Genomic DNA, 14,676 nt, shown 5'->3' on the forward strand with positions numbered 1-14,676 from the left:
TCCGACCAAGACAACAAACTCGGCTATGGTACCACGGCGCCGCATGTCCCACAAAAGGTTCACGGTCTTTTCGGCACGACACGAGCTGGCCCTTGAATATCAACTATCATCCGAACACTCCCCCACATTCATCCTTCGTATGTATCGAGGTATTCCTGCTTGAGCGTCTGCGAGGACGACTTGATCTTTTCCACGAGCGTGCCGGCCTCGATGAAGTAGAACGAGTCGGTGAGGTCTGCCAGGTCGTCGAGCAGATGGCTTGAAATGAGCACGCTGCGTCCCCGCGCCACCTCGCTGCGCATCGCGTCGCAGGAGGTTTTCCGCTTTCCCGGATCGAGGCCGTTCAGCGGTTCATCGAGGATGAGGTACGGGCAATCGGTCGCTATCGCCATGGCAAGCTTTACCTGCTGCTTCATTCCCGTCGAGAGTTTACGGGCCGGCTTGTCGAGATATGGGGAGATTCCGAGGGAGCTGCAGAGCGAGTCGATGTCGGCGGCCGATTTCCACGCATCCCTAACGAAAGCAAGGTGCTCGAGGGCTGATAGCGTGGGGTAAAGATCCGTGCCGCCTGAAGAGCTCAGGTAGACGAGTTCTGCAAATTCGGCTGATTGACGTTGGCTGATTCCGTCTGCCACCAGGCTTCCCGAGTGGATACGGGTGGGAAATTGGCCCGACAGCGCTTCAAGAAAGGTGGTTTTCCCCGAGCCGTTGGGAGCAATGAGGCCCGCCGCCGTTCCCGGGCTCAAGAAAAGCGATCCGATTGAAAGTATCGTCGTGCTTCCGTATCCCACGCTCACGTCCAGAAGCTCGAGCCCATGGCGCTTTTTCGCGGGTTCAGACTGTTTGGGCGAACGTGTCGCAACGGCGCCGACCGCAAAAAAGACCGCGACGTATATCAGGGCCACGGCAAGCATCGATGCACCGCTTGAACCGGAGTCAATGAATTCTGTTGGGAAGCATCCTACGTAACCCGTTGCCTCGATAGGCGAGAACACGGCCAGCGGCAGGAGCTCGAGCGCGGCATTATGCCCCAGTGCCGAATCGGACAATAACGGGAATGTCGGGGCCGCGACAAGCAACGCGGAGGTAAGGGGGCCCGCGAAGACGCGCCTCGTTGCGGTCGATAGGACGACGGAACAAACGGATATCAAGGTTCCACCCGCGAGCAGCGCGAGAAGTATGGTCGTGAAGACGTCTCCCGCGGTCGTGGTAGTGAGCGCGCCGTTATGGAAGAAGGCGATCGGGTACCCGATCTGCCCGAAGCCGTTTAGGGCCAAGGCGTAAATACTCCCGGGCGCAAGGCCGGCGAGGAGCATCGCGGTCCCCGCGCCAATTATCGAAAACACGGTTTGGATAAGGCGCCGGAATTTGGGCACGGGCGCCTTTGCCGCCAGGGTCCCGGGCCTTGTGGCGCCGAGCACGAGTATCGACGAGAGAAGGAAGGGGATGAAGGGAAGGAAGGACGGCGCCTGGGCAATGGCGTAGGGCAGGAAGGAGAGGAACGGCAGGTCGTTTGCGGAGGCCGGGATATCCGCGATGCCGGAGCTGCTCAGAGCGCGGCAATATGCGAGCTCTGCGTCATTGGTCTCCTGGTCCCCCACGATGGACCCGGATTGGAAGCCCTCGTCCATGAGCGCGTAGTAGCTCTCGGCAGAGTCGAGAAAGGCGGCGTCGGTTTGAGCGGCGAGGGCGGCGTTCGCGTATCTTGCAAGCTCAGCGTCATCTTGCTGCTCTGGCGATAGGTCTGTGCCGCTGGCCTGGGGCGCGCGCGTATTGAATGCGTCGACAAAGCCCTGCATGCCCTGCTTCATAAAGAAGGGGCCGTAGATGGGTGAATTGAACGCAATGGGGACGGAAAAGGCTGCAGCAAGAACGAGCGTGGAAATCCATACGGCCTTGTCTCTTAGGATTAGTTTGAGAAGAAGTCGACAGTACATTCAGAAGCACCTGCATTCCTCAAAGAATCGTTAGATTAAAAGTAACAGACCGAATGAAGATGCGTGCGATGGGGGCGAGGCGAATGGCTGAGCGGTATCGATACGCGGGTTCAACGGCATCATATTGACCACATAGATTTTTAACTTGCATTTCTACCCGCCCTTTTCGTAGAGTCGCCGATACGTGCTTAGCGCACCCTCGGCGCGTCCGGCAGGCTTTGCGAAATGGGATCCAGGAGACTTCGGCGCAGCATCATCTTGCGGAATGCTTCTAATGAGCCTCCCATCCTTCAAAAACAGAATCTCATCGCACAGCCTATCGACCGAATCCAAGATGTGGGATGACATGATGATGCACGTACCAGAATCGGCCAGCTTCCTGAGAATCTCGGAATGCAAGTCCACCCTGCTGGGGTCGAGCGCGTTCATGGGCTCATCTAATAGAAGGTACCGCGCGCCCGTCGCATACGCAATCGCCAGGGTAAGCTGCTGCTTCATGCCCTGGCTCAGAGTGCGGATCCTCATCTTCGCGAACTCGCCTATCTGCGTTTGTTCCACTATCTCTTCGATATCGCGAGCGTGCGGCCACATATCGCAAACCATCTTGAGGTGATCTTCCGCACGCAATCCGGGATACAGCAGCGTCCCCTCACCAGGTGCATAGAAGATCATAGAACGGACCTCTCTCGCACCCGTACCCTGCACCTCATCCAGAACGATGCTCCCGTCCACGCGAGGACCCGGCAAACCTGCCATCGCACGCAGCAACGTCGTCTTTCCATGCCCGTTCGGAGCGACGAGACCGTAGACCGTACCCGGGGCAAACTCAGCGTTCACCGAATCTACGAGCACCTTCTTTCCATAAGAGATCGTCAGCGTTCGAAGGTCAATCATCGAGATCATCCCCTTTCGATCTTTGGAACACTCAGGCGCACCATCAACGGAGATACGGCGCCCAAGACCACCAGCAGAGCGCCCGATGCGCCGACGACCTCTCCAAAAGGCATCGCGTTCGTCCCTCGCCCAAGGAACCCAATCGTCCCCACCTGGGAAGCGGGATCAAACGAGGCGAATGGAGCCAGCAGCGCGACGCCCATGCCCACGCTTTCAACATGAGCGCTCAACGAACCCAACACCAAGAGAACCGCGCAAACCATTCCGGTGACAACGGGGTTGCGGCTAATCGCTGCTGTCAACGCAGCGACGACGGAAATCACGCCGTATGCCATGACCAGCAACGGAATACTGCACAACACCGCCTCCCCCACCATGGACGTTGTCGAAGCTCCCGCCCGAATGAGAGCGACGGGATACTCCGATCCACCCGCACCGTTCTTAATCACGGACACAACGACAGCGGGAACCATCGACACCAAAAGCAGCACCAAGCCAAGCAGGAGAGCCAGCGCAACAGCCGTCAGAAAACGCACATGCGCTGTTGCGGGGATCTGGAGAACCAGAAGGGAACGACACTGCAGGTGGGTGCACGCGAGCGATGTGACAACCACGGGCAACAGCAAAAATAAGGAGGGAAGCGCTGCCTGGAGATACGAAAGGAGGATTAATGGGGGCATCTTCGTACTTAACTCGTAAACCTTGGGTTCCGGCAAGCTCGCGATCGACTCAAGCAGAAGGGCGCGCGCCTCCGCACGAGAAGGAGTCTCCGGCTCGATTCCGATCGATTGCAGGAGAGTCGCATCTGCCGCGCCCAGCTCACCTCGAGCGCGCTCGTACGTCGCAAGGCTTCGAAACCCCTCCGCAGGCATAGGCGCGTACACGAAACCCGAAAGAGCATCCCGCATGTCTTCCAGGGCCGCTTTGCCCTCGACGTCCATATTCGCAGCGTTCTGCTCTAGATACCGATCTATTGAACGGAGCTCCCCATCCCTATACCGAACAGCGGAAACGTTATCAGCGTCAGGAAACATCTCGACCAGAGCCGGGGCCAGCATCGTCGTCGACATTGCAATCGCGCATACGGCGAGGGTAGGAGAACGCAGGAGCAGTTTCCCCATCGTTCTTACGTATGCAACGGCGGAGGCACAAGCGCTCGAACGAGTTGCCGTTCTCGATGCAGTGAAGGAACCTCTCTCAAGACAAATCGGGGATATCGGGCACGCGCAGCCGCTCTTTCCAGCAACGCAAAGCAGGCTAATTGCCAGCACCTCGATCCCGATTGCGCATACGAGGGCAATCGCGCCACGCTCGAAGCAAAGTCCAGGCAGATTCACTATCTGCGTTGTCGGGTACGGGCTATAGGCGCCGACGGTCAACTCAGTGTTCGCATACGTAAGGGGATTCAACAGGGCGAACTCACGTAAAGCGATGGATCTTCCGTAATACCCGGGAACCATCGTCACCCCCATCAGGGCACATACGAACACGATTCCAAGCGTAGGGTTATTGGCAATCTTCACGGCAAGGTGAACGACAAGCGAGATGAACGCTGCCACCAAGAATTGCAAGATGGCCGTCTGCGCGAACACCAGCCAAGCCGGTTTGATAACCGGAGTCGCATATTGAATGTAGCCTATCGGATAGAACGGCGAGCCCGGGCCATTCTTCACAAGCGCGGCGATTATCCCTGGAAGATTGATGGCGAGGACGGCAAGCATTGCAAAAACACTCGCCCATACGCTCGATGCAACAAGTCTACCCAGCTCGCCCATCGGTGCCTGGATGATGAGCTTTTCACGTTTGTTAAGACGCGCGGCAAGGAACGAGACGGCAACGGCCGTTGCGACCCATAGCAAGTACTCCTTCGATCCGTCATAATAGGTGTACTCTCCATCCGATATCTGCAGAAACGGAAGTAGGGGAGAGAGCGGTGCCAAGATAAGACGTCCCGCGGCAAGAGGGTACAGAAGCGCGGGCATGCTTGATGAAGAGGTATAGACACCGTCCTCCCCCGCATTCACAAGCGCATCCGCATAGGATGCTGACAATTCCTGCTCAACACGGGTTATTCCCGACTCGAGGTATTCGACCCGTCCGTCGATGCCAGCCGCGCTCCTGAAGACGGGCAGAGCACAAAGAACCATCAACGCAACAACGACAACACAGAGCGACCTGGAGGAGAGAAGCGACCTAAAGATCGCCTTCGAGATTTTGAGCATATTCATCGCCAACCTTAACCTCATCCAGTCGGAACAGAGGGGCCGAACAAAATGCTCGGCCCTTCCTCGCATCTAGTAGGTGCTATAGACAAATTGCCATTTATCAGTTGTGCCAAGAACACCACAGGAGCACATTGCAGCGAGGCGGGATTCCCTATGATGCGCGGATCGGCGATAGCCATTTCGGTAGGAGATCGTCTTGTAAGAGATGTTGAACATCGAGATGCTGTGCCCGCTTACGCCGCGAGGACAGCTGTAGCTCCAGTAGGTATCGACGACGTCGTCCGTATACCCGAGGGGCTCAACGAGGGCACACTGGCTGCTCTCCTGGGAAGGAGGCATCGGGGTATCCGCAAAAGCGGGAGCTCCCGGCAGCAACAGACAAAGAGCGAGGCCGAGGAAAACCAAGAGCTTACACGACTTAACAGTACTGAACATAATCCTCTCCAATCTAGAGGGGTTTCGGTTGCAGCATGCTGTGATTACTTGCCTGCAAAGTCAATTTAACATAAACTGTTAAAAAGTAACCTGAGTTTTTTAAATTCTTCGGAGGTTATTATGAGTTCCGACAATCGCACTCCCCGGCTTCATTCCTTCCGCATCGCATGTGCGATAGCCTCTGCGACCCTTTGCGCCACCGCCATCGCACAAGTGGCGTTCTCCTTAAAGCCAGCAATCGAAGTGCTCGACAACCCTGTAATTGCAGACTCCCCCGCGTATCCAGCCCTTGCGATCTCGACATTGGTCCCTGCCGTCATCGGTATCGCTACGACCATCCTCAGCGCCGTTCTCGTGTGGACGATCAAGAGCGGAGACCCCTTCAAGAAAGGGTCTGCGACATGCTTGAAGGTGCTCGGCATTCTCTTCGTTGTTCAAGCTGCCACCAGCCTCTACGCCGGCTCACTCAAAACCTCCGTTTCGATGTTTGGCGGCGAGGGGGCCGTCGGCGCCCAAGAGATCGCTTCATCATTCGATTGGACCTCTCTGGTTCTCGGCATCGTCCTGTTCATGCTTTCCCAGCTCTTCTTGTACGCCCGAGAGCTGTACCTCGACTCCGACGAGATTGCGTAAGGAAACGCCATGCCCGTAATTGTTCGCCTCGACAAGATCATGGCCGAGCGAAAGATTTCCTCGAACGAACTTGCCGAAAGGATTGGAACCACGCCCGTGAACCTGTCCCGTATTAAAAAAGGGCATATTCGCGGCATTCGCTTCAACACACTCGAGCAGCTATGCCTCGCCCTTCGTTGCCAACCCGGAGACCTTCTCGAAGTCATGAGCGAAGAGGATGCCCGAAAGGAGTTCGGACTCGATTGGTCCGCCGAGGATTAGAGGGCGGTCGTACTCGCCCTGCACACGGGGATGCGAATCGGCGAGGTCTGCGGCCTTCGGTGGTGCGATGTGGATTTCGAGACGGGCCTGATCTCGATCAGACACTCGGTGGCGTACGCGAAGGGAATGGGTTCGTTCATCAAGGACACCAAGACCCATGACGCCAGGGGTATCCCCATCGACCCGGTCGGCCTACTCCCCTTCCTGAAGGAGACCCACGAGATCGACTGCGGAAAGCTGCGCTTGCGCGGCCTTACCGGGGCGGTCGAGATCGGGGACTGCTACATCCTGTCGGAGCCGGGCGCGACCTTCGCGACGACAAGCTATATCCGCAGGGCGTTCAAGACGTTCTCGGAGACCAACGGCCTCATGGGCACCAACGACGAGCTGATCACGTTCCACGGCCTTCGCCACACGTTCGCAACGCAGTGGATCCGCCAAGGCGGCGATATCAAGGCGCTCCAATCGATCCTCGGCCACAAGGACGCCATGGCGACGCTCAACGTCTACGCCGACATCGAGCCCATCTCCAAAATCCATAACATGCTGCGCGCCACGCCGTGCCTTTGGCGCGGGCACCTCGGGCCGAGGGTCGATCCGGGTCCCATGTTCCAACAGAGGATCCAGGAGTCCATCGAGACGCTCCAGGCGTTCGGCTACGGCATCACCGAGCCGGACGACCGAAATATCGCCATACGCGACGTGAAGACGAACAGTTGGCTCTAGCTCACCGAGTACGCGGCAGTGCTGGGCCCATCCCAACTGAGGTCACGGTGGTCCGATAGGGGCGCCGCCCGCGGCATGCGCCGCGGAGCGGTATCCCCTACCGAAGGGCGGGGATGCCCTCCGCTTCCAGTTCGGAATCAGCCGTCGGAGGCGTTCGGCTGACTGCGGGAACGGCCTGTCCGCTCAATGTGTTCGGCTGAGATCGGAAATCAACCCAACACGAGCCGGACACGCGCCAGACGGCTCTTCCCCGTACGGCCTTCCCCCTTACGCTCATGTTGCAGGCATGTAACGCCGCAGCGAGCGCGCCTTTTTTGCGCCAGACAGGTACAATGATGAACACTGTACCGTAGCGGAGCGCCCCGCGCGCGCCGCAATCACGCGAAAGGGTTTCCCATGGCCGAGATCTCGTCCTCCCGTATCGTCATCACCGTCCTTGGCAAGAACCGCCCCGGCATCGTCTCCGGCGTCACCCGTGTCCTGGGCGAGGCCAACGTCGACATCCGCGACATCACGCAGTCCATTATCGAGGACATCTTCACCATGACCATGCTGGCCGATACCGCCGAGTCCAAGCTCGACTTCGCTGAGCTGCAGGAGGCCCTGGCCGAGGCCGGCGAGCTTTCGGGCGTCAACGTGTCCATCCAGCGCGAGGACGTCTTTAACTTTATGTACCGCCTGTAGCGAACAGGCCGTGCAGGAACAGGCCGGCGCATCTGCACTCAAGCACGCCGCCCCCACACGGCCCGGAGAGGAGCGCACATGGCCTACGACGCCAAGAAAATCTATTACCGCTTCGATGACCACTTGAGCCGACTGGTTCTGGATTACGAAGCAAGCCGCCAGATTTCGTCTGAGAGCGAAAGCCTCTACCACGGCCTGCCGACCGACCCTTATGACGAGGGCTTGTTCGAAGAGCACAATGTCAAGCGCGGCCTGCGCAATGCCGACGGCTCGGGCGTGGTCGCGGGCCTCACTCGTATCTCGGATGTGCACGGCTACAACAAGGTCGACGGAAAGGTCGTGCCCGATCAGGGCAAGCTCACGCTTCGCGGCTACAGCATCGAGGATCTGGTCAACAATGCCCAGGCCGAGAATCGCTACGGCTACGAGGAAGTCGCCTATCTGCTTATCACGGGTTCGCTGCCCAACAAGGAAGAGCTCGACGGCTTTTGCGAGCGCCTGGGCGCCTTTAGACACCTGAGTGACGAGTACGTTAAAGAGTTCCCTATGACCACGGTGTCGTCGAGCATCATGAACGTGCTCCAGCGCGCCGTACTGTTGCTCTACGCCTTCGATGCCGAACCAGACGTGATCACGCCCGAGCACGAAATCGACGTCGCCATTTCCATGCTCGCACGTCTCCCGCGCATCGCCGCCTTCGCACACATGGCCTCGGTCGCCAAGCTTCGCGGCTCCGAGGTTCACGTGCCGCACCCCACGCCCGGTCTCTCCACCGCCGAGACCATCCTACAGGTCTTGCGCGGTGGCATGGCGTTCACCCGCGACGAAGCCATGCTGCTCGACGTGATGCTCATGCTGCATGCCGAGCACGGCGGCGGCAACAACTCCACCTTCGCTTGCCGCGTGCTGTCGTCTTCGGCCACCGACCCGTATTCCGCCTACGCCGCGGCTATCGGCTCGCTCAAGGGCCCGCGCCACGGCGGTGCCAACGCCAAGGTCGTGTCCATGCACGAGGACATCCGCGCGCATGTCTCCAACTGGGAGGACGAGGACGAGGTCGCAGCCTACCTGGGCAAGATCCTCGACAAGCAGGCCTTCGACGGCACGGGCCTCATCTACGGTATGGGCCACGCCGTCTATACGCTCAGCGACCCGCGCGCCGAGGTCTGCCGCCGTTACGCGCGCACGCTTGCCGCCAAGAAGGACCTGGGCGATGAGTTCGCGCTCATCGAGCGCATCGAGCGCCTGGCACCCCAGGTCATGCGCGACCACGGCATGACCAAGCCCATCTGCGCCAACATCGACCTGTACACGGGCTTTATCTACAAGATGCTCGGCGTGCCCGAGACGCTTTTTACGCCGTTATTCGCCGTCGCCCGCATGGCCGGCTGGTCGGCACACCGCATGGAAGAGCTCTTCTGCGCGCACCGTATTATTCGCCCGGCCTATCGTCCGGTGATCGAGCCGCTGGAGTACAAGCCGATCGCCGACCGCTAGGACGCGGACCGTTATAGAACTCGAGCGTGGCCAGGGCATCACCGCCCTCGGCCACGCTTTTTATGCCAGTAGAAAGGGCTGCATCGAATGATTGTTTTTTCCGATATGGATGGAACACTGTTGACGAGCGACAAGCAGATGGGCGACGCCACCTGGGCGATGCTCGACGAGCTCGCACGTCGCAGCATTGAGTTTGTACCGTGCACGGGGCGTCCGCTGTCGGGCGTCTTTGAGCCCATCCTCGCCCATCCTGCCGTGCACTACGCGGTCTGCGCCAATGGCGCCAGCGTCTGGCAGCTCGACGACGATGTGCCCAACGATGCCTCGCGCGCCACGCGCATTTTGAGCCGTCCGCTCGATCGCGGCATTGCCCATCGCGTCCATCGCATCGCCGCCGGCCACGATGTGACCTTCGATATCTTCGCGGATGGGCAGTGCTTCCTCCCCCGCTCGCTTTACGGGCGCCTGGATGAGTTCTGCGGCGGTGACCCCCACATCGCGGCTTCGCTCAAGCGCACACGAACACCGATCGACATGGATATCGACAGTAAGATCGACGGGGTCGAGACGCTCGAACGCATCGCCATGTACTGGCACGACCCGGCCGATCGCGACGCCATCGCGGCTGAGCTCGACACGCTCGGAGGCATTGAGGTCACGCGTTCTTACGCCATGAATATCGAGGTCATGGGTGAGGGCGCCACCAAGGGAACGGCCCTCACGTGGTTATGCGAGCACCTGGGCGAGCGTCTCGTCGACGCCTGGGCGTTCGGCGACAACATCAACGACATCCCCATGCTGCAGGCAGCGGGCCACGGCATGGCCATGATCAACGCCGAGCCCGAGGACCGCGACGCCGCCGACGCCATCACCGAGTTCGACAACGACCACGACGGCGTCGCCCGCACCATCATGGCTGCCCTCGCCTAGCAGCAGCAACCCGGCAGGGCAGCTAATTTGGGACGGGGCTATTTTAGCTGCCCGCTTGTGTGGGGTAGCTAAAATAGCCCCGTCCCAAATTAGCTGCCCCAGTCACAGTAGTCGTTGGGGACACTCTTCGCGAAAAAGCTGCAAGGACTGTCCCCAGCTGCCGGCAGAAAAGGAACGTCCCCAACTGCCGGATTAGGCGAGGCTCTCCAGAACGTGGCGGAGCTCCTGCTGGACGGCGTGGTCGCGGTTACAACCCACCACGCGATCGGCCACCGCCTTAAGCGCGGGGCGCGCGTTTTCCATCGCGCAGCCCGTGCCGACAAAGCGAATGATCTCGTAGTCGTTCATCGAGTCGCCAAACGCTATGACCTCGTCGCGATCAATGCCGTAATGCTCCGCGAGCTGCGCGATACCCGAGGCCTTCGATACACCAGGCTGCATGGCATCGATCCACGCGTTGCCCGAAGGCGCAAAAGTAAAGAGCTGACCAAGTTCGCGCTGTAGCACGTACGCACTGTCCATAACCGCACTGTCGTCGCAAAAGATACTCGCTTTGATGATATTTACGCTGGGATCGGGCAGCTCCCAAATACGCTCGGCATTGGGAAGGTCCTTATCGACCTCACGCACGAACTTGCACTCGTCATCGAGCAGGAAGGACTTGGTTCGGTCAAAGAGCGCAAGATGCAGATTGGGAAACGTCCTGACGGCTTGGGCGAGCCTTCGAATCGCCAGGTGGGAATACACCTCACGGTCTACCATCTTACCGTCGGCGTAGACTTGGGCGCCGTTAGCGGCGACAAAGTCCATCTTGTCGCGAACGGGCGCAAAGAACTCGCACAGGCGATCGTAGCGACGACCTGACGATGCGGCGAAATGCACGCCATGCTCGTGTAGCGCCAGAATCAGTTCGTAGGTCTCGGGAGGCACCTGGCCGTTTTCGTCAAGCAGTGTGCCGTCCATATCGGATGCAATCAGTTTAAACATAGAAAAGCTCCCTTCGGGCTTAGTAGTGAAAACAGATGTATATCTGAAAACACCGTACCCAAAGGGAGCTCGAATAAGACCCCGTAGTTATAAACGTTACATGGACCTAGCAAATAGCTCACGCGCGCCAGAGGCCCCACGGTCGCGACGTCAGGCAGCCCGCCAAAGAGTGTCCCCAACGGCTAGTCGTTTAAGAACGTCCCTGATGACTAGTCGGCGTAGGTGAAGGTTGTGACGTCGAACATGCCCTCGGGACGGATGCGGAGCGTCGGGATCACCGGCAGGGGCAGGAAGATGATGCCCATGATGGGGTCGAGCGGCGGCTCGATGCCCATGGCGCGCGCCTTGACCATAAAGTCGTCGTGCTGCGCCGCAACGTCTTCGGCAGCGCCCTCGCTCATCAGGCCGCCGAGCGCCAGCGGAATGCGCGCCACGACCTCGCCGTTGCGCACCAGCACGTGGCCGCCCTGGCCCACGGCCTCAACGGCAGCCATCATATCCGCCGCATTGTCGCCCACCACGCACACGTTGTGCGAGTCGTGGCCGATCGTGGAGGCAATGGCGCCACCGGTGATGGTAAAGCCGCGCACCCAGCCGCGACCGATATGCTTGCCGACCAGGCCCAGGCCAGCGGGGCCGTCGCCGTCGGCGCCCTCGGCCTGCAGCGACACGCCGCGGCCATGGCGCTCAATCAGCATAATGCGGCGCAGGCCCTCGGTGTTCTTGGGGCGAACCATGCCCGTGATGGCCTTGCCCGGCACCACGTCAATCACGGCCTCGCCCGGCTTAAAGGCATAGTCGAATACGTCGAGCGAAAGCTTCGGCAGCTTAACGGAGGCGCGTAGCTCATCGGCAAGGGCCGCGACCTCGGCCATCTCGGGTGCAATCTCGCCCACAAAAGTGCCGTCCTGTGCCACGAGCGCGCCGGCGGCATACACGCGATGCGGAGCCGTGGCAAACGTCAGGTCGTTGAGCACCAGCAGGTCGGCACGCTTGCCCGGGGCAATCGCACCACGCAGCTCGTGTGGGTCGCGGCAACCGTGGTCCAGGCCAAACGCCTCGGCCGTGGAGAGGGACGCCATAGAGATAGCGACCACGGGGTCGATGCCGGCCTCGATAGCCGCGCGGCAGGCATTGTCGATCATGCCGGTCGCAAGCGCATCGGAAGGGGCGCGGTCGTCGGTCGCGAAGCAGCAGCGGCGGGCGCGCGCGGGATTCTCTAGCAGCATCGGCGACAGGTTGGCCAAGTCGTGGCTACACGTACCTTCGCGCAGCATCACATACATGCCGCGGGACAGTTTATCGAGCGCCTCCTCGGGAATCGTCGACTCGTGGTCGGCGATAATACCCGCCGCGGCATAGGCATTGAGGTCCTTGCCGGCAACGAGCGGCGCATGACCGTCGACTTGCTTGGACGGCGTCTGGTTAGCGGCATCGATGCGAGCACAGGTCTCGGGATCGGCCATAAAAACGCCCGGAAGGTTCATCATTTCGCCCAGGCCAAAGACATCGCCCGGATGCTCGGCAAAAAACGCCTGCATATCGGCAGCCGAAATAACGGCACCGGCCTGCTCGTCGGGCAGCGCGGGCACGCACGAAGGCATCATGTACTTGATGGAGATGGGTGCGCGGCGGCCGTCCTCGATCATAAAGCGCAAGCCGTCGAGACCGGCAACATTGGCAATCTCGTGGCTGTCGGCAATGGCGGTGGTAGTACCGCGCGTCGCGGCCATGCGAGCATACTCGGCGGGACGGATGTTCGAGGACTCGATATGCAAATGCCCGTCAATAAAACCGGGAGCGAGATAGCGACCCTGGCAGTCGATGACCTCAGTTGCCTCGTAGGTGCCAGCAGCATCGTCGCGACCATCGTAGAGCACGCCGACGATCACACCGTCCTTGACGGCAACGCTACCGGGCGCCACACGCTGGCCATACACGTCGACGATCTGCGCATTGGTAAACAGCGTGTCGACGGGCACGCGCCCCTCGGCAGCATCGATCACAGACCTCATGACCTCAACGGACATACATACTCCTTTAACCGTAGAAAAAAGCTGCGGAGCGGACAGACCTTCACCGCAGCAAGCCAATAGCCATTGTATGCCAAAAAGAAAGTCCCGCTAACACCCCTTCCGCTTAACGGCACCGCCAAATGATCCCTCCGTCCCCAAGGGATCGTCGCAACCAAAAAGGCCGCAGTCGGGATTCCCGGCTGCGGCCTTATTGCACTTGTGAGGTCAACTCGCTCGTTAGACCAACTTAAAGCCCTTGCGCTTGCCCACGGAGAGGGTGTCGCCCAGCTTGAGGGCGCTCGGATCGATGTTGTAGCTCTTGGGAGCCACAGCCTTGCCGTTGATCTTGACGCCGCCGCCGTCGATGTCGCGGCGGGCCTGACCGGCGCTGGCCGAAAGGCCCAGGTCCTTGAGCAGGCCAGCGAGGTAAATCTGGCCCTCGTCGTTGACGGTCAGCTCAACGTGCTTCTCGGGGAAGTCGGCAAGCTGGCCCTCCTTGAACACACGGTCGAACTCGGCCTGAGCCTCGTCGCCGGCGCCAGCACCGTGGTAGGTGTCGCACAGGTCGCGGCCTAGAGCGCGCTTGAGCTCGTAGGGGTCGGCGGAGCCATCGGCCAGGGCGGCATCGATCTTGTCGACCTCGGCCGGGGTGAGCGAACTGGCCAGACGATAGTACTTGCCAATCATCTCGTCGGGGATGGACATGGTCTTGCCGAACATATCCTTGGGAGCATCGGTCAGGCCGATGTAGTTACCGTAGGACTTGGACATCTTACGGACGCCGTCGGTGCCCTCGAGCAGCGGCATGGTGAGCGCGATCTGCGGTTCCATGCCCATCTTCTCCATGAGCTCGCGGCCGGCGAGCAGGTTAAAGAGCTGGTCGGTGCCGCCCATCTCGACGTCGGCCTTGATCTGCACGGAGTCGAAGGCCTGCATCACAGGGTACAGGAACTCGTGCAGGGCAATCGGCGTCTGGGACTGGTAGCGCTTGGTAAAGTCGTCGCGCTCGAGGATGCGGGCGACGGTGAACTTGGAGCACACCTGCAGCAGGCCGGCCAGGTCCATCGAAAGGATCCAGTCGCCGTTGTGCACGATGGTGGTCTTCTCGGGGTCCAGGATCTTCATGGCCTGGCTCACGTAGGTCTCGGCGTTGGCCTCGATCTGCTCCTGCGAAAGCTGCGGGCGGGTGGAGTTCTTGCCCGAGGGGTCGCCGATCAGCGCAGTGCCGTTGCCGATGATAAGGGTGACGTTGTGGCCCAGGTCCTGGAACTGACGCATCTTGCGCAGGGGCACGGCATGGCCCAGGTGCAGGTCGGGGCTGGTGGGATCGACGCCGAGCTTGATGTTGAGGGGCTCGCCCTTCTCAAGCTTCTTGCGAAGGTCGGCCTCGGGGACGATCTGCGCTGCACCCGAGGTGATGATACGCATTTGCTCGTCAACAGACAGCATTGG

12 protein-coding genes are annotated in these 14,676 nt (G+C 60.1%); 6 read left to right on the top strand and 6 right to left on the bottom strand.

All coding sequences use genetic code 11. The features are described from left to right. Window positions 1-128: 128 nt before the first annotated feature. The 3 genes from DWW51_RS02285 to DWW51_RS02295 all read right to left on the bottom strand — a co-directional run bounded on the left by DWW51_RS02285 (window position 129) and on the right by DWW51_RS02295 (window position 5,059). Complete coding sequence (locus DWW51_RS02285; RefSeq protein WP_117773351.1) at window positions 129-1,937, bottom strand: ABC transporter ATP-binding protein; 1,809 nt, start codon at window positions 1,935-1,937, stop codon at window positions 129-131. A gap of 153 nt (window positions 1,938-2,090) precedes the next feature. Next, window positions 2,091-2,831: an ATP-binding cassette domain-containing protein gene (locus DWW51_RS02290; protein WP_197032142.1), complete on the bottom strand. Its 741-nt coding sequence runs from the start codon at window positions 2,829-2,831 to the stop codon at window positions 2,091-2,093. A 5-nt stretch (window positions 2,832-2,836) separates the two neighbouring features. Continuing rightward, the gene (locus tag DWW51_RS02295; protein ID WP_117773355.1) at window positions 2,837-5,059 is read right to left on the bottom strand and encodes a hypothetical protein; all 2,223 of its coding nucleotides are present in this window, start codon (window positions 5,057-5,059) and stop codon (window positions 2,837-2,839) included. A gap of 552 nt (window positions 5,060-5,611) precedes the next feature. On the opposite strand from DWW51_RS02295, the gene DWW51_RS02305 reads away from it, so the two are divergent. The 6 genes from DWW51_RS02305 to DWW51_RS02330 all read left to right on the top strand — a co-directional run bounded on the left by DWW51_RS02305 (window position 5,612) and on the right by DWW51_RS02330 (window position 10,222). Further along, window positions 5,612-6,124, top strand: a complete 513-nt coding sequence (locus DWW51_RS02305) for a DUF2975 domain-containing protein (RefSeq protein WP_006235293.1) — start codon at window positions 5,612-5,614, stop codon at window positions 6,122-6,124. Between the two features lie 9 nt (window positions 6,125-6,133). Beyond that, window positions 6,134-6,385, top strand: coding sequence for a helix-turn-helix transcriptional regulator (locus DWW51_RS02310; protein WP_006235292.1), 252 nt, complete (start codon window positions 6,134-6,136; stop codon window positions 6,383-6,385). 18 nt (window positions 6,386-6,403) lie between these two features. Next, entirely contained in the window at window positions 6,404-7,111 is a 708-nt protein-coding gene (locus tag DWW51_RS02315; RefSeq protein WP_255360342.1) for a site-specific integrase, read from the top strand. A 396-nt stretch (window positions 7,112-7,507) separates the two neighbouring features. Then, complete coding sequence (locus DWW51_RS02320; RefSeq protein WP_117773357.1) at window positions 7,508-7,795, top strand: ACT domain-containing protein; 288 nt, start codon at window positions 7,508-7,510, stop codon at window positions 7,793-7,795. A gap of 78 nt (window positions 7,796-7,873) precedes the next feature. Next, window positions 7,874-9,292, top strand: coding sequence for a citrate synthase (locus DWW51_RS02325; RefSeq protein WP_117773359.1), 1,419 nt, complete (start codon window positions 7,874-7,876; stop codon window positions 9,290-9,292). 87 nt (window positions 9,293-9,379) lie between these two features. Continuing rightward, entirely contained in the window at window positions 9,380-10,222 is an 843-nt protein-coding gene (locus tag DWW51_RS02330) for a Cof-type HAD-IIB family hydrolase (protein ID WP_117773361.1), read from the top strand. A gap of 192 nt (window positions 10,223-10,414) precedes the next feature. On the opposite strand, the gene DWW51_RS02335 is transcribed toward DWW51_RS02330, so the two are convergent. The 3 genes from DWW51_RS02335 to tyrS form a co-directional block, all read right to left on the bottom strand. Then, window positions 10,415-11,209 (bottom strand): Cof-type HAD-IIB family hydrolase, encoded by a 795-nt coding sequence (locus DWW51_RS02335; RefSeq protein ID WP_117773363.1) that lies wholly within the window; start codon window positions 11,207-11,209, stop codon window positions 10,415-10,417. 209 nt (window positions 11,210-11,418) lie between these two features. Continuing rightward, window positions 11,419-13,239 carry an adenine deaminase gene (locus DWW51_RS02340; RefSeq protein ID WP_117773365.1) on the bottom strand — a complete coding sequence of 607 codons (1,821 nt, stop codon included), beginning with the start codon at window positions 13,237-13,239 and terminating at the stop codon, window positions 11,419-11,421. A 222-nt stretch (window positions 13,240-13,461) separates the two neighbouring features. Further along, entirely contained in the window at window positions 13,462-14,673 is a 1,212-nt protein-coding gene (gene tyrS / locus DWW51_RS02345) for a tyrosine--tRNA ligase (protein WP_035137437.1), read from the bottom strand. Between the last annotated feature and the right edge of the window lie 3 nt (window positions 14,674-14,676).

Source organism: Collinsella sp. AF15-51 (assembly GCF_003462845.1).
Classification (GTDB): Bacteria; Actinomycetota; Coriobacteriia; order Coriobacteriales; family Coriobacteriaceae; genus Collinsella.

Coding starts and splice junctions, on each gene's coding strand:
- DWW51_RS02285 (WP_117773351.1), bottom strand. CDS start 1,937: ATGTACTGTCGACTTCTTCTCAAACTAATCCTAAGAGACAAGGCCGTA.
- DWW51_RS02290 (WP_197032142.1), bottom strand. CDS start 2,831: ATGATTGACCTTCGAACGCTGACGATCTCTTATGGAAAGAAGGTGCTC.
- DWW51_RS02295 (WP_117773355.1), bottom strand. CDS start 5,059: ATGAATATGCTCAAAATCTCGAAGGCGATCTTTAGGTCGCTTCTCTCC.
- DWW51_RS02305 (WP_006235293.1), top strand. CDS start 5,612: ATGAGTTCCGACAATCGCACTCCCCGGCTTCATTCCTTCCGCATCGCA.
- DWW51_RS02310 (WP_006235292.1), top strand. CDS start 6,134: ATGCCCGTAATTGTTCGCCTCGACAAGATCATGGCCGAGCGAAAGATT.
- DWW51_RS02320 (WP_117773357.1), top strand. CDS start 7,508: ATGGCCGAGATCTCGTCCTCCCGTATCGTCATCACCGTCCTTGGCAAG.
- DWW51_RS02325 (WP_117773359.1), top strand. CDS start 7,874: ATGGCCTACGACGCCAAGAAAATCTATTACCGCTTCGATGACCACTTG.
- DWW51_RS02330 (WP_117773361.1), top strand. CDS start 9,380: ATGATTGTTTTTTCCGATATGGATGGAACACTGTTGACGAGCGACAAG.
- DWW51_RS02335 (WP_117773363.1), bottom strand. CDS start 11,209: ATGTTTAAACTGATTGCATCCGATATGGACGGCACACTGCTTGACGAA.
- DWW51_RS02340 (WP_117773365.1), bottom strand. CDS start 13,239: ATGTCCGTTGAGGTCATGAGGTCTGTGATCGATGCTGCCGAGGGGCGC.
- tyrS (WP_035137437.1), bottom strand. CDS start 14,673: ATGCTGTCTGTTGACGAGCAAATGCGTATCATCACCTCGGGTGCAGCG.